The sequence below is a fragment of the Methylomicrobium agile genome, assembly GCF_000733855.1.
GTDB classification, from domain to species: Bacteria; Pseudomonadota; Gammaproteobacteria; order Methylococcales; family Methylomonadaceae; genus Methylomicrobium; species Methylomicrobium agile.
This window is the reverse complement of the sequence record NZ_JPOJ01000001.1, coordinates 2,982,269-3,007,768: the sequence shown is the minus strand read 5'-3', so window position 1 is coordinate 3,007,768 and position 25,500 is coordinate 2,982,269. Positions and strand designations below refer to the sequence as shown.

At 57.3% G+C, this 25,500-nt stretch carries 20 protein-coding genes; 16 read left to right on the top strand and 4 right to left on the bottom strand.

Annotated elements, in window-relative coordinates:
* Nucleotides 1-214: 214 nt before the first annotated feature.
* Nucleotides 215-1,696, bottom strand: coding sequence for a 4-alpha-glucanotransferase (gene malQ, locus CC94_RS0114250; RefSeq protein WP_005370872.1), 1,482 nt, complete (start codon nt 1,694-1,696; stop codon nt 215-217).
* A gap of 285 nt (nt 1,697-1,981) precedes the next feature.
* On the opposite strand from malQ, the gene CC94_RS0114245 reads away from it, so the two are divergent.
* A complete protein-coding gene (locus CC94_RS0114245; protein WP_031431347.1) occupies nt 1,982-2,284 on the top strand; it encodes a hypothetical protein in 303 nt (100 codons plus the stop codon).
* On the opposite strand, the gene glgC is transcribed toward CC94_RS0114245, so the two are convergent.
* On the bottom strand, nt 2,277-3,536 hold the full coding sequence (gene glgC, locus CC94_RS0114240; RefSeq protein ID WP_005370871.1) for a glucose-1-phosphate adenylyltransferase: 1,260 nt from the start codon (nt 3,534-3,536) through the stop codon (nt 2,277-2,279). The two genes, CC94_RS0114245 and glgC, sit on opposite strands and share 8 nt — an antisense overlap.
* 76 nt (nt 3,537-3,612) lie before the next feature.
* Between glgC and glgB the strand changes: the two genes are divergently transcribed.
* From glgB to CC94_RS0114220, 4 genes are all read left to right on the top strand, one after another.
* Nucleotides 3,613-6,042: a 1,4-alpha-glucan branching protein GlgB gene (gene glgB / locus CC94_RS0114235; protein ID WP_084675359.1), complete on the top strand. Its 2,430-nt coding sequence runs from the start codon at nt 3,613-3,615 to the stop codon at nt 6,040-6,042.
* 8 nt (nt 6,043-6,050) lie between these two features.
* Nucleotides 6,051-7,484 (top strand): glycogen synthase GlgA, encoded by a 1,434-nt coding sequence (gene glgA / locus CC94_RS0114230; RefSeq protein ID WP_005370869.1) that lies wholly within the window; start codon nt 6,051-6,053, stop codon nt 7,482-7,484.
* Between the two features lie 180 nt (nt 7,485-7,664).
* On the top strand, nt 7,665-9,170 hold the full coding sequence (locus tag CC94_RS0114225) for an endonuclease/exonuclease/phosphatase family protein (RefSeq protein ID WP_005370866.1): 1,506 nt from the start codon (nt 7,665-7,667) through the stop codon (nt 9,168-9,170).
* Between the two features lie 74 nt (nt 9,171-9,244).
* The gene (locus CC94_RS0114220) at nt 9,245-10,840 is read left to right on the top strand and encodes a phospholipase D-like domain-containing protein (RefSeq protein ID WP_005370864.1); all 1,596 of its coding nucleotides are present in this window, start codon (nt 9,245-9,247) and stop codon (nt 10,838-10,840) included.
* A gap of 481 nt (nt 10,841-11,321) precedes the next feature.
* On the opposite strand, the gene CC94_RS0114215 is transcribed toward CC94_RS0114220, so the two are convergent.
* On the bottom strand, nt 11,322-12,152 hold the full coding sequence (locus tag CC94_RS0114215; protein WP_005370862.1) for a quinoprotein dehydrogenase-associated SoxYZ-like carrier: 831 nt from the start codon (nt 12,150-12,152) through the stop codon (nt 11,322-11,324).
* Between the two features lie 149 nt (nt 12,153-12,301).
* Here CC94_RS0114215 and CC94_RS0114210 point away from each other — a divergent pair, with 149 nt between their 5' ends.
* The 11 genes from CC94_RS0114210 (at nt 12,302) to argB (ending at nt 24,389) form a co-directional block, all read left to right on the top strand.
* Nucleotides 12,302-12,859: a DOMON-like domain-containing protein gene (locus tag CC94_RS0114210; RefSeq protein ID WP_005370861.1), complete on the top strand. Its 558-nt coding sequence runs from the start codon at nt 12,302-12,304 to the stop codon at nt 12,857-12,859.
* 10 nt (nt 12,860-12,869) lie between these two features.
* Nucleotides 12,870-14,072, top strand: coding sequence for an exo-beta-N-acetylmuramidase NamZ family protein (locus CC94_RS0114205; RefSeq protein ID WP_005370859.1), 1,203 nt, complete (start codon nt 12,870-12,872; stop codon nt 14,070-14,072).
* Between the two features lie 582 nt (nt 14,073-14,654).
* Nucleotides 14,655-15,839, top strand: coding sequence for a cyclopropane fatty acyl phospholipid synthase (cfa, locus tag CC94_RS0114200; RefSeq protein WP_051911510.1), 1,185 nt, complete (start codon nt 14,655-14,657; stop codon nt 15,837-15,839).
* Between the two features lie 102 nt (nt 15,840-15,941).
* Complete coding sequence (locus CC94_RS0114195; RefSeq protein WP_005370851.1) at nt 15,942-16,592, top strand: DUF599 domain-containing protein; 651 nt, start codon at nt 15,942-15,944, stop codon at nt 16,590-16,592.
* 89 nt (nt 16,593-16,681) lie between these two features.
* A complete protein-coding gene (locus CC94_RS0114190; protein WP_005370849.1) occupies nt 16,682-18,307 on the top strand; it encodes an alkaline phosphatase in 1,626 nt (541 codons plus the stop codon).
* A 113-nt stretch (nt 18,308-18,420) separates the two neighbouring features.
* Nucleotides 18,421-18,558 (top strand): hypothetical protein, encoded by a 138-nt coding sequence (locus CC94_RS23805; RefSeq protein ID WP_005370847.1) that lies wholly within the window; start codon nt 18,421-18,423, stop codon nt 18,556-18,558.
* Between the two features lie 644 nt (nt 18,559-19,202).
* Nucleotides 19,203-19,634: a YeeE/YedE family protein gene (locus CC94_RS0114180; protein ID WP_005370846.1), complete on the top strand. Its 432-nt coding sequence runs from the start codon at nt 19,203-19,205 to the stop codon at nt 19,632-19,634.
* Nucleotides 19,631-20,047: a DUF6691 family protein gene (locus tag CC94_RS0114175; RefSeq protein ID WP_005370844.1), complete on the top strand. Its 417-nt coding sequence runs from the start codon at nt 19,631-19,633 to the stop codon at nt 20,045-20,047. The genes CC94_RS0114180 and CC94_RS0114175 overlap by 4 nt, the downstream gene beginning before the upstream one ends.
* A gap of 170 nt (nt 20,048-20,217) precedes the next feature.
* Nucleotides 20,218-20,676, top strand: coding sequence for a dUTP diphosphatase (gene dut, locus CC94_RS0114170; protein WP_005370843.1), 459 nt, complete (start codon nt 20,218-20,220; stop codon nt 20,674-20,676).
* A 231-nt stretch (nt 20,677-20,907) separates the two neighbouring features.
* Complete coding sequence (locus CC94_RS0114165) at nt 20,908-23,478, top strand: phosphomannomutase/phosphoglucomutase (RefSeq protein ID WP_005370841.1); 2,571 nt, start codon at nt 20,908-20,910, stop codon at nt 23,476-23,478.
* Between the two features lie 20 nt (nt 23,479-23,498).
* The gene (gene argB / locus CC94_RS0114160; protein ID WP_031431342.1) at nt 23,499-24,389 is read left to right on the top strand and encodes an acetylglutamate kinase; all 891 of its coding nucleotides are present in this window, start codon (nt 23,499-23,501) and stop codon (nt 24,387-24,389) included.
* On the opposite strand, the gene CC94_RS0114155 is transcribed toward argB, so the two are convergent.
* Nucleotides 24,386-25,390 (bottom strand): DUF4124 domain-containing protein, encoded by a 1,005-nt coding sequence (locus CC94_RS0114155; protein ID WP_005370831.1) that lies wholly within the window; start codon nt 25,388-25,390, stop codon nt 24,386-24,388. The two genes, argB and CC94_RS0114155, sit on opposite strands and share 4 nt — an antisense overlap.
* Nucleotides 25,391-25,500: the final 110 nt, after the last annotated feature.

The window sequence follows — 25,500 nt, the reverse complement described above, 5'->3', positions numbered from 1 at the left end:
TGTTGACTGGGGCAGTCCGGATTATAAAAAGCAATGATGGACGGAGCGATTTACGGTCCTCCAGCGTAACCCGAAATCACGGCTTCGAAATGCCGGGTTACGCTATCGCCCGGCAACTGCTCCCTGCGTTGCTCTACCTCCTGCATCCATGCAGTCGTCGGCAACTGCTCCCTGCGTTGCTCTACCTCCTGCATCCATGCAGTCGTAACCCGACCTACGCACGTTTTCGATCGTATAGAGCGACCAGGTGAGCCAGCTTCCCGGCCCGCTCGTCGGTCAACTGGCACCACTGAAAACGCCAATTCCAGTTGCCGGACGTCGTACCGGGCGTATTCATCCGATGCTCGGTATCCAGTTCCAGGATATCCTGCATCGGAATCACGGCAAGGTTCGCAACCGAACTCAAGGCCGCCTGCATCAGAGCCCAATGCAGCGGAATGGACGGAAAGCCGAGATAATCGTAAACGAAATGTTTTTGCTGATGGCTCAGCTTGTGCACCCAGCCGACGGTCGTATCGTTGTCGTGCGTGCCGGTATAGACGACGCAGTTTTTGGTGTAGTGACTCGGCAGATAAGGATTGTCCGTATTGCCGCCGAATGCGAAATGCAGAATCTTCATGCCCGGCAACTCGAATTCGTCCCGAAGCATTTCCACTTCGTGGGTAATCACCCCCAAATCCTCGGCGATCAGCGCAATTGCGCCGAATTCGCCATTGATCGCCTGCAACAACGCTTTGCCGGGCGCTTTGGCCCAGGCGCCGTTGATTGCGGTCTCTTCGTGCGCCGGAATTTCCCAGGCGGCCTCAAACCCACGGAAGTGGTCGATGCGCAGAATATCGAACAGTTCCATTTGGGTTCCCATCCGCTTGAGCCACCAGTCGAAGCCATTTTGCCGCAATACAGTCCAGTCATAATGCGGATTGCCCCAGCGCTGCCCGTTAGCGGAAAAATAATCCGGCGGAACCCCTGCAACGACTCGCATCTCTCCCGACTCGTCGAGCTTGAACACGGAACGGTTGGCCCAGACATCCGCGCTGTCGTACGAGACGAAAATGGGCACATCGCCGAACAATAAAATACCTTTCTCGTTCGCGTAGCGCTTCAGGCCCATCCATTGATTATAAAACACATATTGCTCGAATTTAATGCAGTCGATTTCGCGTTTCAGGCGCCGCTCCATTTCTTTCAACGCTTTCGGATCGCGTTCCTTGTAACGCTCGGGCCAGTAATTCCAGCTTTTACAGTCGAACTCGTTCCTGAGCACGATGAACAGCGCAAAATCGTCGAGCCAAAAAGCCTTGGCTTCGCAGAACTGCTTGAAGTCTTCCTGGTCCTGTTCGCTCGCCCTATCCAGGAAACCGTAATAGGCCTGCGCGACCAGCGCACCTTTGTCAAACTCGCGCGATTCGCGAACCACCGGCCCCTGGTCGGAAAAATTCAGCCATCCCGACTGCACCAGTTGATCGAGACTGATCAATTCCGGATTGCCCGCATGCGCTGACAAACATTGATAAGGCGAACCATCGCCGTGAGGCATCCCGAGCGGCAAGGTCTGCCATACCGAGACGCCGCAATTTTGCAGAAAATCAACGAAATAATATGCGTTTTGACCTAGATCGCCCTGCCGATCATGACCGGGCAGGGAAGTTATATGCAGAAGGACGCCTGCACGCCGTTGGTTCAGTACATTATTCAAACAATCATCTCAAGCAAAATGAAAAACCTTAATGAGCCTTTGACTGCACTCGGCTTGCTGCCGAGGTAAAAACCGAAGCAGGTGGGATCCGGCAAGGCCAGACGGGGAACGGCCGACAGGGAATTTCCCAGCCCGCTGGCGCTGCGGCCTGTTTTGAACGATCATAGCAACAATGCCGGGATTCATCTATCTCGGAACCAAAAGCTGAATGGGTATTGAGCAGCCCGGAAAAATCGCCCTAGGAGGCTCGACGCAAGCCGCTTGCCGGAACGGCCGTTCCGGCACATGGAAAAAAGAGCGCGCGAATCGGCGACACGGAACCGCATTGCTGATAGGATGCCTTTCGCGCAAATGATGAAATACCTCGCAACGCAAGCTGGGGGCGCTTTTATCTTGGGCCAGATTAAACAATACTTCACCCATTATTTCAAGGAATATCGCCTCTGCCTCGACAACAAACCGTCCCTTCTCGGTCAACCATTGGATTTTACGGATAACGGGGCGGAAAAACGCGCCTCGCAAATCCGATGCTGCCGCCGGACTCATTCGCGGGTCCGGCGGCAGCATCGGGTTAAGCTGTCTATCTAACGAAATGCAGCTTCTGACCGAGCATGTCCGGCGTCACCAGCACGATGCCGCCCGGGCTGACGTAATATTTCTTTGCGTCTTCGGCCAGATTCTCGCCGATGACCGTACCTTCCGGAATCTCGCAGCCTTTTTCGATGATCGCGCGCTTGATCCGGCAATTACGGCCGATATTCGCTTGCGGCAGCACGATGCAATGTTCGAGCGTCGTAAAGGAATTGACGCGCACGTTCGAAAACAATAGCGAATGCCGAACCGAAGCGCCGGAGATGATGCAGCCGCCGGATACCATCGAGTCGACCGCATAGCCGCGCCGGTTGTCGTCGTCGAAAACGAATTTGGCGGGCGGCGTCTGGTCCTGATAAGTCCATATCGGCCAGGTCTGATCGTACAGGTTCATGTCAGGCTTGACGCCGATCAACTCCATATTCGCTTCGAAATACGCGTCGATCGTACCTACGTCCCGCCAGTAGCTTTGCAAGCCGCTCTGCATATCCAGAAAAGGATAGGCGTTCACCAGATATTTGTCGATCACGGACGGAATGATGTCCTTGCCGAAATCATGTTGGCTGCCTCGGGTATCGGCATCCTTGATCAGCTGCTCGAACAGGAAACGCGAGTTGAATACGTAGATGCCCATCGACGCCAGCGCGCTGTCGGTTCTACCCGGCATGACCGGAGGATTGGCCGGTTTTTCGACGAACGCCCGCACCCGGCGGTTTTCGTCGACGCCCATCACGCCGAACGCGGTGGCGTCTTGCAAAGAGACTTCAATGCAGCCGATGGTCAGATCGGCGTTGCGGGCCACATGATCCGCGATCATCGCCGCATAGTCCATCTTGTATATGTGGTCGCCCGCAAGCACGAGCACATAGTCGGGGTTACGTGCCCGCAGGATATCGATATTCTGGAATACGGCATCGGCCGTGCCCTTATACCAGGAATCTTCGTCATGACGTTGCTGGGCAGGCATGATATGAACATATTCGCCAAACTCCCCGGTCAGAAACCCCCACCCTAACTGGATATGCCGAATCAGCGAATCAGCCTTGTACTGCGTCAGGATGCCGATCTTACGAATCCCCGAATTGACGCAATTGGATAAGGGGAAATCGATGATTCTGAATTTACCGCCGAACGGTACGGCCGGTTTAGCACGCCAATCCGTCATATTCATCAGACGTGAACCTCGACCTCCCGCCAAAATCAGCGCGATGGTATTGCGTGTTAAATGACTCATTAAATGGTCTGGCATTTGATCCTCCTCCTAGATATAGATTCACATCTATTGTCGTGTTTGGTAACATTCACTGCAAATTTATTTTACTCCAATGAGGCGAAATCCAGTGACGAAACGCTCGAAAACCCTGCAAGATACTGACGCCCTAAAGACCCAGCTCCTCCACCCTGCTACCCCGTCGCCTTCGAGTGTCGAGGCCGAGCAAAACAAAGCCGCAGAGAAACAAAATGTTAGCAAAACCGCTGCGATGATTTCTCCCGAGCAATCCTCCGCCTCCGTTAAGCAGATTGCCGCCGAAAGCAGCGGCTCATCGAAAACGGCGCATATTACGTCTCCGAAAATCCATTCCCTCGCCGAGTCCTATCACCCGCTCGACGACGAGTATTTGAAGATTGCGAACGCCCGCCACCACGACCCGTTCTCGATTCTCGGCCGCCATTCCAAGAATGGAGGCATTGAGGTGAAGGTCTTCATGCCGCATGCCGAATCGGTCCATTTCAGCCATAACGGCAAAGCCCTCGAACGGATTCCCGGTTCCGATTTCTTCATCTATCAGGCCGAGGAAGACGATCTGCCCGCGCATTACCGCCTGGCCTGGAAAGACAAAAACGGCTACAGCCACGAAAATTTCGATGCGTACGACTTCGGCGCACAGACGCCCGAATTCGACCTGCATCTGTTCGGCGAAGGCAAACACTGGCATATCTACCAGAAACTCGGCGCCCATCTGCATCAGGTCGACGGTATCAGCGGCATACAATTCGCCGTGTGGGCGCCGAATGCCAGCCGGCTCAGCGTAGTCGGAGACTTCAACCGATGGGACGGGCGCTGCCATCCGATGCGCTGCCTCGGCAGCAGCGGCGTCTGGGAAATCTTCATTCCCGACCTGAAGGCCGGCAGTTTGTACAAGTTCGAAATCCTGAACCGCTTCACGAACGAAATTCTGGTCAAATCCGATCCTTACGGCCAGTATTTCGAATTCCGGCCGAACACGTCGTCGATCGTGATCAAGGAAAAAACCTACCAATGGAGAGATCATCAATGGATGATGCAGCGTACCGCGCATAACTGGCTGCATGAGCCGATGTCCATTTACGAGGTGCATCTGGGCTCCTGGCGGCGCGACAATCAAGGCAATTTTCTGAGCTACCGCCAGCTCGCCGTGCAGCTGGTCGATTACGTCAAACAGATGGGCTATACGCACATCGAGCTGTTGCCGGTCACCGAACACCCGCTGGATCTGTCCTGGGGTTATCAGACCACCGGCTATTTCGCGCCGACCAGCCGGCACGGATCGCCGGACGATTTCCGCTTTTTCGTGGATACCTGCCACCAAAACGACATCGGTATCATCCTGGACTGGGTACCCGCGCACTTCCCGAAAGACAATTTCGCGCTGGCCCGCTTCGACGGCAGCGCACTGTACGAGCATGAAGACCCGCGCAAAGGCGAGCACCGCGACTGGGGCACGCTGATTTACAACTACGGGCGCAACGAAGTCAAAAACTTCCTGCTGTCGAGCGCGGTGTACTGGCTGGAAGAATTCCACCTCGACGGCCTGCGGGTCGACGCGGTGGCCTCCATGCTCTATCTGGACTACTCCCGGGAGCGTAACGACTGGATCCCGAACATGTACGGCGGCAACGAAAATCTCGAAGCGATCGATTTTCTGCGCGAACTGAATACGGTTACTCATCAGCAGCATCCCGGCACCGTGATCATGGCGGAAGAATCCACTGCCTGGCCACAGGTGACCCGCCCGACCTGGACCGGTGGCCTCGGCTTTTCGATGAAATGGAACATGGGCTGGATGCATGACGTACTTTCCTACATGAGCAAGGATCCGATCCACCGGATGCACCACCACGACCAGCTCACCTTCGGCCTGCTTTACGCGTTCACCGAAAATTTCGTGCTGCCGTTCTCTCATGACGAAGTCGTGCACGGCAAAGGCGCGTTGGTCAATAAAATGCCCGGCGACGAGTGGCAGCGCTTCGCCAACCTGCGTCTGCTGTTCACCTTCATGTTCACCTATCCGGGCAAGAAGCTGATGTTCATGGGCTGCGAATTCGGCCAGGGCACCGAATGGAGCGTCAGCCGCGCGCTGGACTGGTACGTGCTCGATTATGCCCACCACCGCGGCATTCAAACGCTGGTCAGGGACCTCAATCGCCTGTATAAAACGCATCCGGCGCTGTTCAAGCACGACTTCGAACACCTGGGCTTCGAATGGGTCGACTGCCACGACATCCAGCAATCGATCATCAGCTATCGCCGCAAGAGCGATCTGGAAGATCTGGTCATCGTGCTGAATTTCACTCCGGTACCGCGCGAGCATTACCGGATCGGCGTCCCGGCCGAAGGCGTCTATACCGAAATTTTCAACTCCGACTCGCACTATTACGACGGCAGCAATATCGGCAATGGCGCGGTGATGTCGGAACCGATTCCGTGGATGAATCTGCCGCACTCGCTGACTTTAACCTTACCCCCGTTAGGCGCACTGATTCTGAAGCAATAACCCACTGCATGAAAAAAATTCTTTTTGTCACCAGCGAGGCGCATCCGTTGATCAAGACGGGCGGCCTCGCCGATGTCTCCGGCAGTCTGCCCAAAGCCCTGGCGGAACTGTCGCAGGATATCCGGATTCTGATACCTTACTATCAGGCGCTCAAGACCTTCGGCAACGTCCGTTATGTTTGTTCGCTACGCATCGATAACCGGAGCGTGAACATTCTCGAAACCCGCATGCCGGAAAGCCACATTCCGGTCTGGCTGGTCGATTATCCGACCTTCTTCAATTATCCGGGCAACCCTTACGTCGATGAAAACGGCAACGCCTGGGAGAACAATGCCGAACGTTTCGCACTGTTCTGCCGGGTTGCGGTCGAGATCGCGATGGACCGGGTGCATCAGGACTGGAAGCCCGACGTCGTGCACTGCAACGATTGGCAAAGCGCCCTCGTCCCGGCGTTCCTGTCGCTGGAAGATAACCGGCCGAAGACCGTTTTCACGATCCACAATCTGGCTTACCAGGGCCTGTTTCCGGCCAGCACCGCGGCGACACTGAACCTACCCGGCCAGCTGTTGAGCCCGGAAGGACTCGAATTCCACAGCCTGCTTTCGTTCATCAAGGGCGGTCTGGTCTACAGCGACCGGATCACCACAGTCAGCCCGACCTATGCGACGGAAATCCAGACGCCCGAATTCGGCTATGGGCTCGAAGGGCTGCTGAGGCATCGCAACCATGTGCTGAGCGGCATTCTGAACGGCATCGACCTAGAACACTGGAATCCGGAAAGCGACCCGCTCATCGCGCAAACCTACACCGCACAAACCCTGGCGGAAAAAAAAGCCAACAAGGCCGAACTGCAGAAACGCTTTTCGCTGCCGGTAACCGACGGGGTTCCCTTGTTCGGCCTGATCGGGCGCCTGGTCGAACAAAAAGGCATCGACCTGATTCTGGACTCGCTGCCTGCCATCCTGGAGATGCCGCTGCAAATCGTCCTGCTCGGCAGCGGCGAAAAAAGCATGGAACGCAAGCTGATGAGTTATGCGCATCTGTATCCCGAGAAAATCGCAGTCACGGTCGGCTACGACGAAGCGCTCGCGCATAGGATCGAAGCCGGCTCGGACGTATTTTTGATGCCGTCGCGCTTCGAGCCCTGCGGCCTGAACCAGATGTACAGCCAGCGTTACGGCACCCTTCCCCTGGTCCGGCGGACCGGCGGCCTCGCCGATACGGTGGTCGATGCGGTGCCGCAAACCCTCAATGATAACTCCGCGACCGGCATTGTCTTCGACGAAGCCACGGCGGGGTCGCTGCTCGAGGCAGTCAAGCGCGCCGCGATTCTGTACGGCAATCCGAAGGCTTGGGAGCAAATGCAGATCAACGGCATGAGCAAGGATTTTTCCTGGCAGCAAAGCGCCAGCCAGTATCTGGACTTATACCGGAGCCTGTAGCGCAATGGAACCGCTTCCGCGTTTCGGATGAACATGACCGTGTGCCGCGACTTCCAATTGTAGGGTACGCTGCGCGTACCTTTCTCCAATTGTTAATATCGGAAAAAGGTACGCGCAGCGTACCCTACCTGCCACCGTTCCTTTTTTGCCTTGCATGGACAGCCGCCCCGATGACATCCTATGAGTAAAATCCAGCTGCATTACGTTGAAAACGTGATTAGCCGTAAAAAAGGCGGCGTGCACCAGCATTTGACGTTCTTCATCGCCGTCGAAAATCTGAGCTACCACAAGCAGATCAACGTCCACTGGGCCGGCGAAGACGGCATCTGGCACGACCTGCCGGCACGCTTTCACAGCGCGATCGCACCGAACAGGGAATACTGGCAGGCGCATGTTCAGTTCCAGCTCGAACCTGCCCAATCCCTGCCGGGCAACATTACCTTTTCGCTGCGCTACCGCGCCGAGGAAGTCGAATATTGGGACAACAATCACGGCCGAAACTATCGCAGCCAGGCCGACTCCGGTATCCGCCTGCCGGGGCGCCAGCCGTTACAGGTCGTGGATTTCAACGCGGCATTGCCCGAAAGCCGCAAATACCTGCCGGTCACGGTCGCGGTCGAACAGTCGCTTGCGCCCGAAAAGGTGACCGTGCACTGGACGACCGACAACTGGCGCCACACGCATCAAACCCCCTGCCGTTTCAAACGGACCTATTGGGACAAAGAGTTGCACAGCAACGCCCGCAATCCGAATCAATACGGCCTCCAAATCTGGAAAGGCTGGCTGAAAACCGCCGACGCATTCCGCGTGCAGTATTCGGTCTCCGTCGAAAGCCGCGGCCGGACCGTTTGGGACAACAATTTCGGCCACAATTACGCGGCGAGCCGCAAGCCGCTCAAGATCCTGATCCTGAACCTGCACTGCTATCAGGAAGCCGACCAGGACGCAAAATTTTCCGCGATCGCCAGGGCGATCGACGAACTCGGCGTCGACGTCGCCTGCTTCCAGGAAGTTGCGGAACTCTGGAACGAAGGGCGCGGCGACTGGCCCAGCAATTCGGCCCGCATCATCGGCAGCCGCCTCAAAAAGCCTTATCATTTATACGCCGACTGGTCGCATCTGGGCTTCAACAAATACCGCGAAGGCGTCGCGATCCTGAGCCGCTTTCCGCTCCTGCATCCGGAATCGCGCTACGTCTCGGCAAGCGAGGATCCCTACAATATCCATGCCCGCAAAGTCGTGATGGCCGAGGTCGAGGCCCCGCATATCGGCCGGCTGAATATTTTCTCCGCGCATTTGAGCTGGTGGGAAGACGGCTTTCAAGAGCAGTTCGACCGGCTACGCGAATGGGCGGCCGGCAAACGTACCGACCAAGTGACAGGCACCCTGCTCTGCGGCGACTTCAATATCCCGGCCGGATCGCAAGGCTACCGCCACGTGATCGGCTCCGGCGAATACGAAGACCAGTTTCTGGCTGCGAATGCCCGAGGCGAGCCTTCGCAAATCCGCCGGGTCAACGATCCCCACTGGAACCGTTATCTCGCCGACGACTACCGGATCGATTATATCTTCATGCGCAAAGACAGCGGCTTGTCCGTCACTTCCGGCCGGGTATTGTTTACGCCCGAGGATTACGGCCACGTTTCGGACCATTGCGGCTACCTGATGACTTTCGAACCCCAATAAGGACCTTACCGGGCACTCAACACTTATGCCAAACCACAGATTTCACCGGCCTGATTCATCGATGGAGAATTTTGATGCAAATCGCTGAGCATTTTGCCATGCCCGTCTACGGCGAGTTGGGAGGCTTCTTCGCGCGCACCAACGACTTCGGCGACAAGTTTTATATCCGCTGGGGCAAGCTCGAATTCGACGTCCATTACGGCGTACAGGCCAATATCAAGGTGATCCTGAAAGTCTATCGCGAGCACAATGTCCGCGAAACCTACATCGTCGATACCGACCCCTACGACATCCACTGGGACCGCCACAAGCGGCGCACCCGGGATTTTTACATCCATCCCGAGTCCGGCCATTTCGGCCGCATCAACTGCGTCAAATTTTCGTTCATCGTGCATCTGCACGAACATTCGATCGCCTCGCAGAACGATTACATCTACATGGACGGCCACCAGTTGCAGGACGACCAGCCCAAACACCGCCATATTACTTCGGAATGGGCGACCCCGAACGCCTACCGGACTTACGAACTGAACGCCGGTGAGCTGCAGGCCGACGTCGACTGGTACAATCACCATTTCGAATCGCTCCGGCTGACGCCGAAGTTCACCAAGGGCCTGCTCTACCATCCTTACCATCCGAAGCGCTTCATCCACGACCATATCGACAAGGTGATCCGCAGCAAACACGAAAATCCGGAGCGCCTATGCACGATCAAGGTCAGCGTCGACTGCATCGACGACGGCGACTTCATCACGCACCTGATTCACGCGCACCATCAGGGCGTCTGCGTGCAGTGCATCGTCGACTGGCGCAAGATGACGCTGACCAACAGCCAGAACTACGCGCGGCTGAAACGCTCCGGCATCGAACTGGTCGGCGTGTTCTGCACGGCCAAACATCACCTGATCGAAGTCGAGCCGGACATGCACACCAAATTCATCCTCTTCAACGACGAAGACTGCATCCTGGGCTCGTTCAACATCACTTTCGACCGCTGGTGGGCGAACTGGGAATCGGGCATGACCTTCCACTCGCGCGGCGTCTGCCGGCTGCTCGACAACGTCTTCCAAAGCCAGCGCGGCGGCGTGATCCAGAAATACGGAATCGACCCCTTCAGCCAGTTCAACCTGCTGTACACGTTCGGCCGCCATACGATGTTGAACGGCCGTTATTACAAGCCGCACCATGCGATCCTGGCCGAAATCCACCGCGCCCGCCATTCGATCAAATGCTGTCTGTTCCTGATCGGCGACCTAGTGGGCGACCATCACGACAGCGTGGTCGACGCACTGGTCCAGGCGCATCACCGGGGCGTCTACGTGCATATCCTGTTCAACGGCCATCTGGCGCGCGAAGGCCGCGTCGGCGTCGAACGCAGCATGGCCGAAGAGCTTGCCCGTCCCTTGCTGCCGTCGGTGCAGCGACTGAAGAACGCGGGTATTCCGGTCGGCCTGGTCTACGGCCAGGACGACCACAAAGTGCCCTACTCGCCGATCCATTCCAAATATTGCATCATCGACGATGCGATCGTGATCGAAGGCAGCTTCAACTGGTACAACACTTCGGTATTCTCGCACGACCTGATCGTGATCGCGAACAAGCGCGAGGTGGCCGGGCCGTATTTGTACGAGTTTGATGAAATCCAACGATCGTTCAGGGTGTTTTATTGACCGGCCCACGTAAGGCACATAGCGTGATCGGGTGGAGGTAACGGGATTGCGCCCGTTACCTCTTCCCCTCGGATATGCGGTTTTCCGCATCCGGCGGTTGAACCTGGCGACTCAAGTGGTCGCAAAATCGGATGGCCCCTAGGCCCCAACGTCGTAATCGGGCGTTGTTCAAGACGGTTTGCAGCACGGGGCTGCGCGCCAATCGCCATGTCCCAACCGAAACGCTGGCCTGTTTCAAGGGGTACGGCTTTATCTTCAGCCTGCGCAAAGCGTGCAGCCGGCCGTGCCGATTGTGCCTGCGCATCCCACTTTCCAGGATGATAATCGGACGCCGGTATTCGCAAAAACAGAAGGAGTTCCACCGCCCCCGGATGTAGCATTGCCAACCGGCGACACGGTCATCCCGCTTCAAGCTGAACTTGGATTGTTTATTTCACAGCCGATAGCGGAGCGGTTCCGCCGAATCATGATTGCCAATTGGCTACAGTTTGACCGGGTAAGATTCGCTGTAGGTCGAACCTTTCGTGCACGCATCCCGCGCGGTCGGGCTTTCGCAAGACGTGTCGCCGATTTCCGCCTTCAGGATTCCCGCCGACTGCGGCACGAAATAAAAGCGGAAATTCGGGTCGGAACTGATCGCGATATCGGTTTTCGCGGTCAGCACCGGCTTGCCGTTGAAGGTGACTTTCAGCTGCTCAATGAAATGCGATTTCTTCACGAAACGCGTCAGCTGATCCATCTGCATGCCGGTAATGTTCGGATGGCTGATCAACAGTTGCGCCAGATTCGGCTCGCCGGCTTTCACATCGCCGTCCAGCCTGAATTTCATTTTGCCGAGCCGTTTCATCGAAGCGTCCAGATCGGCCCCGATCGGAACGGAGCAGCCGCCGCTGGCTTTCACGAATTTTTTCGTCATGATCAGCCTGCCGTCGTTCATTTCCGCGATCGCCCGGATGTAACTGTAGGTGTTGACCCGGACCCGCATCGCCAGATCGGCCTTGCCGCTGTCGGGCGTCAGTTCGAACTCGCCGACGAACGGAAACGGATTCTTGTCGACCAGCACGAGAATTTTCCTGATATAAATGTCCTGCGTCTGCGGAATCTTGCTGACGATTTTCAGCGGCACCAGCGCCGGATCCTCGGCCCGGGCGGGTGCTTCCAGCTCGATCACATCGTTGCTTTCGGTGATCGTTTTACCGGAAAAATACTGATTTCTCAGCGTCGCGTTCCATTCGTTTTCATCACCTTCGGCCATTGCGGTCAACGGCAAGGCCAGCAACAGCACGATAGACAGGAGTCTCGATATTTTCATTTTCTATATCCGATGGTTCAGTAACTTTTCCATTATGGGCCTTGAGGCAAACGAGAGCAACCTCGCCGGTGCATGACTCCAATACAGCCGAACCGCTATTCCGTATTTGCTTTAAAATACCGCCAACCCTTACCCCGCTTTCTGTTTCCATGACGATAAAACTCCTGCATTGCCATTCCGCAACGCCGAACGATTCGATAGACTCCTTGAGCGTCGAGATTGAACGCGACGCGGAAGCCGGTCTGACGCTGCGCTACCGGCTTGCAGGCCACCTGGAAAAGATTCTGATTCCCGCGGCCAAACCGTCCGCTGCCGGCGACGGCTTATGGCGGCATACCTGTTTCGAAGCCTTTGCCGCCGCTGCCGGAACTTCCGCTTATCGCGAATTCAATTTTTCGCCGTCAAGGGAATGGGCCGCCTATGCGTTCGGCGATTATCGCGCGCGCAGGCCCTGGAGCATCGGCACGCCCCCCGTTATTGAAGTCTCGCAGCCGCAGGATCAACTGCTGTTGACCGCCCGCATCGCGGCAGACGACCTGCCCGCCGGCGACCGCCTAACGCTGGGCCTGACCGCGGTTATCGAATCGATCGACGGCAATCTGTCTTATTGGGCCTTGCACCACCCGGGCGAAAAACCCGATTTTCACGACCGTGCCGGCTTCGTCTATCCGCTCGACAGCATACTTTCCGACAACCCTTTAAAATAGCGACCCGCCCATGAAATTCGGCATAGACCGCTTACTCGAAGACCGCCGCCTGCGCGCGCCGCTGGCCGGCCGACGCATCGCCCTGCTCGCCCATCCCGCCTCGGTGACCGCCGATCTGACGCACAGCCTGGACGCCCTCGCCCGCCTTCCGGACCTGAAGCTCGGCGCCGCCTTCGGCCCGCAGCACGGCCTGCGCGGCGACAAGCAGGACAACATGATCGAATCGCCCGATTTCGTCGATCCAGTGCATGGCATTCCGGTGTTCAGTCTGTACGGGGCAGTGCGCCGACCGACCGAGGCGATGATGGACACGTTCGACGTACTGCTGGTCGACTTGCAGGATCTGGGCTGCCGGATTTACACCTTCATCACCACCCTGCGCTATGTGCTCGAAGCCGCGACCCAGCATCGAAAGGCGGTCTGGATTCTCGACCGCCCGAACCCGGCAGGACGTCCCGCCGAAGGGTTAGCCCTCCGGCCCGGCTGGGAAAGTTTCGTCGGCGCGGGACCGATGCCGATGCGCCACGGCCTGACGATGGGCGAAATGGCGCGCTGGTTTGTCGCCACATTCAAGCTTGACGTGGATTGCCAAGTGATCGCGATGGAAGGCTGGGACCCGGAGGCCGCGCCCGGCCACGGCTGGCCGCTCGGCGAGCGCGCCTGGATCAATCCAAGCCCGAACGCGCCGAATCTCTGGATGACCCGCTGCTATGCCGGCACGGTGATGCTTGAAGGCACCACCCTCTCCGAAGGCCGCGGCACGACCCGGCCGCTGGAGTTGTTCGGCGCGCCCGATCTCGATGCGCGCCGTTTGATCGAAACGATGCATTCGCTCGCTCCGGTATGGCTCGAAGGCTGCCGTTTGCGCGCATGCTGGTTCGAGCCGACTTTCCACAAACATGCCGGCAAATTGTGCGCCGGCCTACAGATCCATGTCGAGAATCCGTCATACCGCCATGAGCGGTTCCGCCCCTGGCGCCTGCAGGCGTTGGCCTTCAAAGCCTTGCGCCGCCTACAGCCGGATTATCCGTTGTGGCGCGATTTTCCTTACGAATACGAACTCGACCGTCTGGCGGTCGACGTAATCAACGGCTCGCCGCTGCTGCGCGAGTGGGTCGACGATGCCGGCGCGGCCCCAGGGGATCTGGAGAAACTGGCCCAGCGGGACGAAAACGCCTGGCTGGCCGACAGGCTGGAGTTCCTGCTTTACTAAAGACTGGGTCGATACCCCCATCGCGATATAACCCCGTCCCCACTGTTTGAAAATTCTCCAAACACAAAATCATCCTCCCTGTCCATCCCACTTTAAACGTTACGGACGGAATAAATATCCCGTCCGGCATGCCGCACCGTAGGGTACGCTGTGCATACCATTGGAAGTTGACAAGGTACGCACAGCGTACCCTACGTGACGGAGCTTGCAAAATAGGGGGGTGTTTAAAAGACGTATCTGCCCCGCTGCCGCCACGAGGTGTCTCATGGCGCGCGCCGCCATTTTCCAGGCGCATGATTTTGCTCTCAAAGCCGATGAACGCCGGGCTTGAACGGCTGTCATAAATTTGTGATTATAATTTCTCAGCCCGGCGGCGCAGAAGCCTCTCGCTCTCATTTTTGCTTAACCAGGAATAACATCACCGCGATTTGCGTAACGAAATCAGCCGAAAACTTCGAATTTAACGATGAGGCCATCATAGAGCCGGACAGTGCGCGTCGCCGAACTGAAACCCACGATAACAATAGCCGTCTGACTTTGAAGATGAGTCCGGAGCTTTTAAACCGGACCGGGAGTTCGCAAATGACAGAAGAACAAAAAATTGCCATTGACCGCGCATTGATCGCACCACGACCAAGACGCAAGAGAAGCTCGACGCAGGAATTTGTTCACCGTTTGTTTGAAGAAGCCGATATCCGCCTCAACGGCCACAGGCCTTTCGACATCCAGGTGCGCGACCCTCGATTTTACGAACGCGTGCTGACGGACGGGCCGCTCGGTTTCGGCGAAGCCTACACCGAAGGGTGGTGGGACTGCCACGACATGGCCGAAATGATCGCCCGCATTACCCGCCACGACATCGAAAAAAACCTGAAACTCTCCTGGAAACTGTTGTGGGGAGTTCTCCGCTCCCGCCTGGTCAATCTGCAATCCCGAAGCCGCTCGCCTACCGTCGGCCGCGATCACTACGACAAAACGCTGGACGCCTACGAATGCATGACCGGCAAATGGCAGGCATTGAGCTGCGGCTACTGGAAATCGGCAAAGACGCTGGACGAAGCCCAGGAAGCCAAATTCGACCTGATCTGCCGAAAGCTCGACATCAGCCGCCACGACCGCGTGCTCGACATCGGCTGCGGTTTCGGCTCGTTCGCCAAATTCGCCGCGGAAAAATACGGCTGCAGCGTGACCGGCATCAATATCTCTCCCCAGCAGGCCGAACGCGCGCGCAGCAACTGCACGGGACTTCCGGTCGACATCGTGACCTGCGACTACCGGGACACCCGACACTATCTGTCCGAAAAGAAATTCGACAAACTCGTTTCGATCGGCATGTTCGAGCATGTCGGCAATAGAAACTTCCGCACTTATTTTCAAATCGCCAACCGCTGCCTGAAAGACGACGGCCTCTTCCTGTTGCATACGATCGGTTCGAACATTTCGCTGCACCATAACGATCCCTGGTTCGAAAAGTACATTTTTCCGGGAGGGCTTCTGCCATCGATCAAGCAAATCGGCGCGGCGATCGAGAACGTCTTCGTGATGGAAGACTGGCATAATTTCGGCTACGACTATTCCTTGACGCTGAACAGCTGGTACAAAAATTTCGCCGCGGCCTGGTCCGGTGACCCAAACGACCCGTTTTATCGGATGTGGACCTATTATCTCCTGTCCTGTTCGGGCTATTTCAAGGCCCGGCGCGTACAGTTGTGGCAGGTCGTACTTTCCAAATCCGGCCATAGCGGCGGCTATACCAGCATTCGATAACCGCCCGGACTCACTTCGAATGCCAGGGAAGGCGCTCTTTCATCGTCAAAATCCGGCCTTCGGCGTATACTGGCGCGGTTTTCCACGAACTCAGCCTCCGCCATGCGCCTCCCGTTACCGTTCGACCTGCTCGCGTTTGCAGGCAGCAGCGGCCTGATACTGATCTACTACCTTTTTTTGCGGCTGCGCACCCGCCGCGATCCCGATTTCAGCGTACACCGGTTTAACCGGAAGGTGCGCGCGGCGTGGGTCGATATGGTGGCGCAGAGCGGCAAGATGGATGTCCTGGCCGTGCAGACGCTCCGCAATTCGGTCATGGCGGCCAATTTCATGGCGTCGACTTCGGTGCTGCTGATCATCGGCACGCTGAATCTGAGCGACCGGATCGAAAAATGGGCCGGCGCCTGGCATCCGGAGACGGCCGCCGCAAGCCGGGCGGGTGAATTATGGCTGATCAAGCTCGGCCTGTTACTGCTCGTTTTTTTCATCGCCTTTTACTGTTTTACGATGGCCATCCGCTTTTTCAATCATGTCGGCTACATGATCAACCTGCTGGCGGGACTGCCCGAAGCCGACATTTCGCACGCGCAAGTCTGCACCTATCTGAACCGGGCGGGAGCCTACTACAGCTACGGCACGCGCAGCTTTTTTTTCAGCCTGCCGCTGATTCTCTGGTTTTTCGGTCCTTATCCCCTGATTCTGGCAACGATCGTGCTGATTGCGGCACTCTACAAGCTGGATCGGGCGCCCTGACGGCGCCTGACAGGCGTTGCGCGTGTCATCGATCTTTAACATGCCGTTTATGGCGGCCTGCGCTACAATCATTTATTTGCAGAAACCCAATGAAAGATCAATCCTCCGCTTTACCAAGGGCTTTCGTTTTCGGAATCGCCGGGCTGTTGCTGCTCGGCTGTTCGACGCTGGCCGAAAAGACGCCTGCACGAGCCGAAATCAAAAACGTGATCATGGTCATCGGCGACGGGATGGGGCCGCAGCAGGTCGGCCTGCTGCTGTCTTATGCGCGGCAGGCGCCGCACGGCGTACTGAAGAATCATAAAACCGCGCTGGACAGGCTGGTGGCCGAAAGCGGACGTATCGGCGCTTCGCTGACCTATCCCGACGGCGCGCTGGTCACCGATTCGGCGGCGTCCGCGACGCAGCTGGCATCCGGCAAATTCGCCAAGACCGAAATGGTCGGCCTGGACGCGGACGGATATCCGGCGGAAAGCGTCATCGAGAAAGCCAGACGCTGGGGCAAGGCGACCGGCCTGGTCTCGGACACGCGCATCACCCACGCGACGCCTGCCGCGTTCGCCGCACACGAAACCCACCGCAGCCGCGAAACCCGCATTCCCGAAGACTTGCTGGCCGCAAACGCCGACGTGATGCTGTCCGGCGGCCTCGATTATTGGCTGCCCCAGGCCGCCGCCGAAAAGAATTCGGCCATTCATCGGGAAATGGAGGCCAATATCGAGCATGCCTTTCGAATCGGTTCGGCGCGCAAGGACGGGAAAAACCTGCTGAATGAAGCCCGCAAACAAGGCTACCATCTGGTTTTCAATGCCCGCCAATTGCGGCAGGCATCCGGCAAAACCCTGGGGCTTTTCGCCGGCTCCGGAATGAGCGACGGCATCGCCGAAAGCCTGAACCGGCGGAACGCCGGCCATGCCGAACCGACGCTCGCAGAAATGAGCGAACAGGCATTGAAAATCCTGGAACGCAACGAACGCGGCTTTTTTTTGATGATCGAAGCCGGCCAGATCGATTGGGCGTCGCACCGGAACGATACGGGACTCCTGCTGCATGAAATGCTCCGCTTCGATGCGATGCTGCACAAGGTGCTGGACTGGATGGGCGGGCGCGAAGATACGTTGCTGATCGTGACCGCCGATCACGAAACGGGCGGCTTCGGCTTCGGCTACTCGGGCAAAAACATTCCCGCTCCCACAACATTGGCGAGCGGACATGTTTTCAAACCGAACTTCAATTTCGGCAATCCCGAAATTCTCGACAGGCTGTATGCGCAAAAGCTCAGCTATCACGACATCTTTGCTGAATTCGACGCCCTGCCGCCCAACCAAAGAACAGCAGCCGCGCTGGCCGAACGCGTCAACCGTCATACCGAATTCAAGATAAGCGCCAGCGAAGCCGCAAGCATTCTGGCAACCGAGGCGAATGCGGGCCACCGTCCCGATCATCCCTCCCTGAGCGAGAAAACCGTTCCCAAACTGGCCGCCAAAACCGCATTTTTCGTCTATACGAAGGACAACCGCGAAAATCTTCTGGCCGAGCTTGTCGGCGCCCGGCAGCAGGTCGTCTGGGCCAGCGGCACGCATACCAGCACGCCGGTTTTTGTATTTGCGAAAGGGGCCGGACGGGCCGTCGAGCCGTTCGCAAGCATTTTGCATCATACGGACGTCGGCCGCCTGACGATCGAGGCGTTACGGCCGGAAGATACCGCAGACTGAGGCAGTCTTACGCCTATTTAGGCACGATTCATCAAACTGTCATCGAATCGTCGCGCGATCGTAACGAACCTGCCGCACAATGTAATCCTTCGAAACTCGACAGGAGCATTGTCATGCAAACGCTCAAACGCAGCCCTTGGCAAAACGTCCGCCTCAATCTGCTCTATTCGGCGCTGGGACTGCCGGCGTTCAGCCTGCTGGTCGCCTGGTTGGTCGAACGGCTCGCCGAGGCTTTATTCCTGAAGTGGTAGATCCAGGTTCTTGTCCCGTATAAATTACGGGCGATACGATACTCCTCCTCGGATACCGTCCGGTCAGGACGGTATGCTCTCGCTCTGCATTCCCGAGCCGCAGAGTGGTTCGAACGGTACTCACCGTGATCCATCCTTTGCCCAGCTTGGGTACTCCCCGTTGTAGGGTACGCTGTGCGTACCTTTTCATCCCCATGGTACGCACAGCGTACCCTACAACTGCCTGCCGCCGGCCCGCCTGGGAGGCGTTCAGCCGGCCCCCAATGCTCGACCACCCGCCATTAACGTCAAAATCGAGAACGGCTTGGGGCCTTCTCCCTTCATCTCTCCGCATGCCTGCAATTTTCGCTGCGGAAACGGCTCCCTCATTCTCTTTATAGTTGCAAACGGTCTAAAATCAGGCTTCGAGCGGTTACCGAAGGAAGCAAATCCGTTAGCCTGATTTCAAGAAAAACCGGGCCATAAGCCGAAGCAATCGCGCCATAATCTCTATTATCTTGATTTAACAAAGCTTAACCGGAAGCACGCCTGCCCTTGGGCCATCAATCGTCAGAAAACCAAATGATCGATTATTTAGAATATACTAATGCTATTTTTCCAAACCTTATTTATCCCCGTTTTTTATTCTGAAGAGGCTGCAAATCATGGAAAATTTCACCCCCTACTCCGCCCTGGCGGGCGGCGCCCTGATCGGGATCGCCAGCGCAATGCTGTTGTTTTTCAACGGACGCATTGCCGGCATCAGCGGGATCATGAACGGCGTGTTTTTCGCGCCGAAAAACGATAGGACCTGGCGGCTGCTGTTTCTGGCCGGCCTCGTCGCCGGCGGAGGGCTCCTGCAATGGCTCGTCCCCGGCTTCAATGTTCCGCGTCAGGGTTATCCGGCCGAATTGCTGGCGATCGGCGGCTTTCTGGTAGGCGTCGGGACCCGGATCGCAAACGGCTGTGTCAGCGGCCACGGCGTCTGCGGAATCGCTCGCCTGTCGATCCGCTCGATCGCGGCGACGCTGACCTTTATCGCCGCCGGCATGCTCACCGTCTACGTAATCCGCCACCTGTCGGAGCTGACCGCATGAAGACTTACGCAATCACATTTCTGAGCGGGATTTTATTCGGCGCGGGCCTGGCGCTTTCGCACATGATCGATCCGAACAAAGTGCTGAATTTTCTCGATGTGACAGGCCGCTGGGACCCCAGCCTGCTGTTTGTGATGATCGGCGCGCTGGCCGTTGCGATGGCTGCGTTCCGAATCATCCTGAAACGCCCCGCGCCGCTCTGGTCCGGGTCTTTTCAACTGCCTCAAAAGACCGCCATCGATCCGAAACTGATCTTCGGCGCGGCCATTTTCGGCGTCGGCTGGGGCATGAGCGGTTACTGTCCCGGCCCTTCGGTCACCGGCCTGAGTCTGTTATCCCGGGAGTCGGTGATCATGGTCCTCGCGATTTATTCCGGCTTTTTCGTCACTCACCGCCTGCTGGACAAGCCCTGATCCCTCCCATCCGGCAACGCCCCTTGCCCGGACGTTGCCGCCTCTTTTCGGCATCTCGATCCGCCTTCGATTTATCAGGTGTCCGAAGGGAACAGGAATGTTAGAATTTCCTTTTCGCACGCTGCCTCGGCGCGGCGTCTTTTTTGCCCGAAAAAAATACCCTCGTATCCATGAAACGACTGATCGAAACCAAAATCGTAAACCCACTGCTCGAACAATACGGTGTTCCGTCCTATAAAACCGTCGGCTCCGCAGGAATCGATCTGGTAGCGTGCATTGCAGAGCCCGTCGCGATCGGCGGCCGGCAAAACCGGCTGATCGGCACCGGCCTTGCGATCAATATCCAGGATCCCGGCCTGGTCGCGGTCGTCGCGAGCCGAAGCGGGCTGTGCCTGAACCATCAGATCCGGGTCGGCCAGGGCGTCGGCATCATCGATTCCGATTACCACGGCGAAATCGGCGTAATCCTGCACAATGACGGCGAAAACGATTACACGGTCAATCCGGGCGAGCGGATCGCGCAGCTGCTTTTCATGCCGGTCGTCCAGGTGGCGCTTAAACTCGTTCCCGCATTCACGACCGTTACCGGCCGCGGAACCGGCGGCTTCGGCTCGACGGGAAAAGCCTGAAAAACCTGATGTTTTTTCCTGTTACCGGTGATTCTTAAACCGATTTGAAAGCGCCTGCACAGATGCCGCCCGGAGACGCGAGCCTCAAATCACTTTCCCAGGTACCGTACCGCGTGTTTCGGCTCCGTGCCAGCGCGACGGGAAAAGCGGGTTCTGGCCCGATCGCGGCCGATTGGCGCCCCGGACTTAAAACCCGCCCGTCCGATTTCCATTCATTTTAGGATATAGAGGATGTTTCGACTTTTCTCTTATTTGGCCGCCGCATCCCTCCTGCTGCTTCTGATTTCGAATGCGGGCGTCTTCTGGATCGCATCCCACGCAATCAAGCAATCCAGGGAGGCAGCGCTCGGCGCCCTCGCCCAAGGCATCGGCCTGTCGATATCCGCACAGATCGAGCTGCTGGATAAAAGTCTGGACAAACTGGCGCAAGCTCCCGAAACGCTACAGGCCATCGCCAGCCAAAATCCGGAAACGCTGCGGCAAGCGGCTGGCCGACTGCTGCCGCTGCTCCCGAACGCTCTCAGCGTCAGGCTCCTGCTGCCCGGCATTACCGAGCTGGACAACAATGGCTCGCCGCCGATGACTTATGCCGATCTGAACATGGTTCGCGAAACGTTTTCGAACAACCGCAACCCGCTGCCGGCCGTTCAAGGCGAAAACCCGGGCGCCCGGCATCTGGCGATAGCCCGAAAGATCGTCCAGGGAGAACAGACGGTCGGCGTACTGTTGGCCGGTTTCGACGACGACCTTATCCGCAAAAGCATCGCGCGGGCCAAGATCGACGAAGGCTATATCCGCCTGCACCAGGGCAAGCTCCCGTTAAGCGCCGCCGGTCGTGCGCCGGAAGAAAAAGGAGAAGGAGACGGCCGCCTGCAGATTCCGGTAGCGAACACCGACTGGGTTCTCCATTACGGGCATGTCGATGAGAACGCGCCCGTCACGCTCGACGCCGGCTTGATGTTCGGCTTTATTCTGGTTCCGTTGGGGCTGATGACGGTTTTATTCCTGCTGAGCTACCGTCGACTATCGAAGATGCTGAGCGAAGATCTGAGCAGTACAATGCGCGCCTTCAAGGACCTGATGAAAAACAATTTTCAGGGCAATTACGCGACCCGGCTCGGCGAAATGAAAGGTTTCATCTCGATTTTGTCCCAGTACAAGCGAGTCATGGACCACGACGGCAACGAAGTGGCCGTCCCACCGAAGCAGGCGATAGACTCCGGCCTCGGATTTACCGATTTTTCCACCGACACCGATTTCGGGTTCGCCATAGAACCGGCCGCGAAAGCCGCCCCCAAAGCACCGGAGAGCTCCAAAGTCTTCAAAAAACCGGCCGCCGGCCAGAAACCGGAACCGCAGGCCGCCAGCACTCCCCCCGTTCTGGATAAACCGCCCGCCCCAAAAACTGCGGCTCCGGCCGAAGCCGTCGACGATCCGAAAAACGCCATTTTCCGCGCCTACGACATTCGGGGCATTGTCGGCGAATCCTTGACTCAACACATCGTGTACGATATCGGCCGGGCGCTCGGGACCGAAGCCAAATCGCAGGGCTGCCGCACGATCGTACTGGGCCGCGACGGGCGGAAAACCAGCCCCGGCCTGGCGACCGCGATCGCCAAGGGAATCCTTTCCACCGGCTGCAGCGTGCTCGATATCGGGATGGTGCCGACGCCGGTACTCTATTTTGTTGCCCACCACGCCGAAGACCGTTCCGGAGTCATGATCACCGGCAGCCACAATCCGGCCGAATATAACGGCATCAAGATGGTGATCCAGGGCGAAACGCTGGCCGAAGAACGTATCCGGAACCTGAAAAAATGCATCGACAGTCAGGCCTATACGGTCGGTGAGCCCGGCGCGATCGAAAAAAACAGCCGCTTCGCCAACGAATACATCGGCACCGTATCCGAGGACGTCCACTTGGGCAGGCCGATGAAAATCGTCGTCGATTGCGGCAACGGGGCAGCCGGCGAGATCGCGCCCAAATTGCTCAAAACGATCGGCTGTGAAGTGATCGAATTGAACTGCGAGATCGACGGAAACTTCCCGCATCATCATCCCGACCCGAGCAAACCCGCCAATCTGAAAGAACTGATCATGGCGGTCGCGCATTACCAGGCCGACCTGGGCCTGGCCTTCGACGGCGACCGGCTTGGCGTGGTCGACTCGAACGGCAAGATCATCTGGCCGGACCGGCAGATGATGCTGTATGCGCAAAACGTGCTGGCAGCGCGTCCCGGAGCCGAAATCATTTTCGACGTCAAATGCAGCCGCCATTTGGCCAGCCACATCAAAGACCGCGGCGGGCGCCCGACACTCTGGAAAACAGGCCACGCGCTGATGAAGGCCAAACTCCGCGAAACCGGCGCGGCGCTGGCCGGCGAGATGAGCGGCCATATATTCTTCAATGACCGCTGGTTCGGCTTCGACGACGCCTTATACGCGGCGGCCCGCCTGATCGAAATCCTGTCCGAAGACAGCCGCACCAGCGCGGAAGTTTTCGCCGAGCTGCCTGACAGCTTCAATACGCCGGAACTGAGCATCATGCTGAAAGAAGGCGAAAATGTCCAATTCATCGAAAAGCTGAAGCAGGTCGCCGCGTTTTCCGATGCCGAAGTCACCACCCTTGACGGCATCAGAATCTACTATCCGGATGGCTTCGGCCTGGTGCGGGCCTCGAACACGACGCCTTCGCTGGTGATCCGCTTCGAGGCCGATACCCGCGAGTCATTGACAAAAATTCAGCAGCACTTCAGGCAGATGATTAAAACCGTAGATTCTGATTTAGTACTTCCCTTTTAATTATGGAATCCCAAAAAACGATGCAAAACCGAAAAGCCCACCAGATCGCCGATGTCCTGATCGAAGCCCTGCCTTATATTCAACGCTTCAAGGGAAAAACCGTAGTCGTCAAGTACGGGGGTAACGCGATGATTGACGAAGCGCTCAAACACAGTTTCGCCCGCGACATCGTGCTGATGAAACTGGTCGGAATCAATCCGATCGTGGTGCACGGCGGCGGCCCGCAAATCGGCCAGTTGCTCGCGAAACTGGGCAAAACGACCGGCTTTGTCGACGGGATGCGGATTACCGACAGCGAAACGATGGACGTGGTCGAAATGGTGCTCGGCGGACTGGTGAACAAAGAGATCGTGAATCTGATCAACATCCACGGAGGCAAGGCGATCGGTCTGACCGGCAAGGACGGCGACTTCATCCGGGCAAAAAAAATTCATCTGACCAAGGCAGACCCGAATGCGCAGTCGCCGGAAATCATCGACCTGGGCCATGTCGGCGAAGTCAGCAGTATCGATCCGTCGGTCGTCGAAATGCTCGGCCAGAGCGATTTCATTCCAGTGATCGCCCCGATCGGCGTCGGCGCGGACGGCCACTCGTACAATATCAACGCCGATCTGGTTGCAGGCAAGGTCGCGGAAGTGTTGAAGGCGGAAAAACTGATTCTTTTGACCAATACCGCCGGCATTCTGGATAAGGAAGGCAAGCTGTTGACCGGCTTGACGTTGAAAGACATCGACGAGCTGATCGCGGACGGCACGATTTCGGGCGGCATGATTCCGAAGACCCGCTGCGGAACCGATGCGCTGCGCGGCGGCGTCGGCAAGGTGCATATCATCGACGGCCGCGTCGAGCATGCGGTGCTGCTCGAATTATTCACCGATCAGGGCGTCGGCACCTTGCTGCTGAGCCGTTAGTCGGCCTTCGCGTCCGTTACGGCGTTTTCGATATACGTTCTGAAAGACGTCCGGATGTCGCGCACTTTGTCGCCGGCGCAAAGTTCCCTGCCCAGCGACGACTGCCGGCAGCGGATGTCGAGAAACAACTGTTGCTGATGATTGCCCATGTCGACCTTCGACACGGACAGGCTTAAATCGGAGTCTGCCGCCGGTTCGGCCGTCATCAGCAGCTTATCGTTGTCGATGTCGGTCGGCGTCGTCGAAAAGCGGCGCACGAACTGATGCGCGCTTTCCCAGGCCTTTGCGCATTGGCTGGCGCTATTGCAAAGATACAGGCCCAGTTCAACCGCGGCTTTCATTTCCGCCGTTTTGCCGCTCAACGCCTGCGGCGCCTCGGTATCGGAATGCGTCAGAAATTTATAGCGTTCGATATCCGCTTCGAACACGGCTTTTTCCTGTTTTTTCTTGGTTTCCTGATTGTCGATCTCTGCCTGTACCGCTTTGACTTGCGCCTTCGCCTTATCGATATCCCGGGTTAACGGTGCAGGAATCTTCTCGCCGCTGCGCTCGAGATGGGCCGCACGCTGAAGATGATTTTCCAGCTCGACCTCCGCCTGATGTTTGTTGCCGCGCAAAAACCCGATCCGCCCATCGATCGCATGCATTTTTTTCTTTAACGTATCCTGCATATCCCTTAAATTGCGGAACGTGCTCAATAAGACTTTGTCGTTCGCCTTTTGCCGGGCGATGAGGCTTTCCTGCTGCTTTTTCAAGGCTTCGAGGCGCCGGTCGAGCTCGATCTGCTCCCTGGTTTTTGCCTTCTCCGTAATTTGGACGACGCGGCCCTTTTCGCTCAGTTCTTCGCGCCGGTGTTGAACCTGTTCCGGCGGTACCTGATCGGACAAAAACGTTTTACCGTTCTCGTCGACCCAGCGGTACATTTTCTTGGCATGAGCCTGCCCCCCGGCCAGGCAAAATGCGGCAAACAACAGGCTGATAAAAAAAGCGCGGTCTTGCATGACGTTAAAAGAAATAAAAATGCCTTCTAAAGTATAGTGAAAGTTCCGCATCTTAAAACGGCTGCCGAGGTTTGTTTCTCCCCTGCGGGCACGGCATGTTCCCGCAGTGA

Bases quoted from the DNA above. Each gene is read 5' to 3' on its own strand.
- CC94_RS0114245 (WP_031431347.1), top strand. From the start codon at position 1,982: ATGGAAAAAAGAGCGCGCGAATCGGCGACACGGAACCGCATTGCTGAT.
- glgC (WP_005370871.1), bottom strand. From the start codon at position 3,536: ATGCCAGACCATTTAATGAGTCATTTAACACGCAATACCATCGCGCTG.
- glgB (WP_084675359.1), top strand. From the start codon at position 3,613: ATGAGGCGAAATCCAGTGACGAAACGCTCGAAAACCCTGCAAGATACT.
- glgA (WP_005370869.1), top strand. From the start codon at position 6,051: ATGAAAAAAATTCTTTTTGTCACCAGCGAGGCGCATCCGTTGATCAAG.
- CC94_RS0114225 (WP_005370866.1), top strand. From the start codon at position 7,665: ATGAGTAAAATCCAGCTGCATTACGTTGAAAACGTGATTAGCCGTAAA.
- CC94_RS0114220 (WP_005370864.1), top strand. From the start codon at position 9,245: ATGCAAATCGCTGAGCATTTTGCCATGCCCGTCTACGGCGAGTTGGGA.
- CC94_RS0114215 (WP_005370862.1), bottom strand. From the start codon at position 12,152: ATGAAAATATCGAGACTCCTGTCTATCGTGCTGTTGCTGGCCTTGCCG.
- CC94_RS0114210 (WP_005370861.1), top strand. From the start codon at position 12,302: ATGACGATAAAACTCCTGCATTGCCATTCCGCAACGCCGAACGATTCG.
- CC94_RS0114205 (WP_005370859.1), top strand. From the start codon at position 12,870: ATGAAATTCGGCATAGACCGCTTACTCGAAGACCGCCGCCTGCGCGCG.
- cfa (WP_051911510.1), top strand. From the start codon at position 14,655: ATGACAGAAGAACAAAAAATTGCCATTGACCGCGCATTGATCGCACCA.
- CC94_RS0114195 (WP_005370851.1), top strand. From the start codon at position 15,942: ATGCGCCTCCCGTTACCGTTCGACCTGCTCGCGTTTGCAGGCAGCAGC.
- CC94_RS0114190 (WP_005370849.1), top strand. From the start codon at position 16,682: ATGAAAGATCAATCCTCCGCTTTACCAAGGGCTTTCGTTTTCGGAATC.
- CC94_RS23805 (WP_005370847.1), top strand. From the start codon at position 18,421: ATGCAAACGCTCAAACGCAGCCCTTGGCAAAACGTCCGCCTCAATCTG.
- CC94_RS0114180 (WP_005370846.1), top strand. From the start codon at position 19,203: ATGGAAAATTTCACCCCCTACTCCGCCCTGGCGGGCGGCGCCCTGATC.
- CC94_RS0114175 (WP_005370844.1), top strand. From the start codon at position 19,631: ATGAAGACTTACGCAATCACATTTCTGAGCGGGATTTTATTCGGCGCG.
- dut (WP_005370843.1), top strand. From the start codon at position 20,218: ATGAAACGACTGATCGAAACCAAAATCGTAAACCCACTGCTCGAACAA.
- CC94_RS0114165 (WP_005370841.1), top strand. From the start codon at position 20,908: ATGTTTCGACTTTTCTCTTATTTGGCCGCCGCATCCCTCCTGCTGCTT.
- argB (WP_031431342.1), top strand. From the start codon at position 23,499: ATGCAAAACCGAAAAGCCCACCAGATCGCCGATGTCCTGATCGAAGCC.
- CC94_RS0114155 (WP_005370831.1), bottom strand. From the start codon at position 25,390: ATGCAAGACCGCGCTTTTTTTATCAGCCTGTTGTTTGCCGCATTTTGC.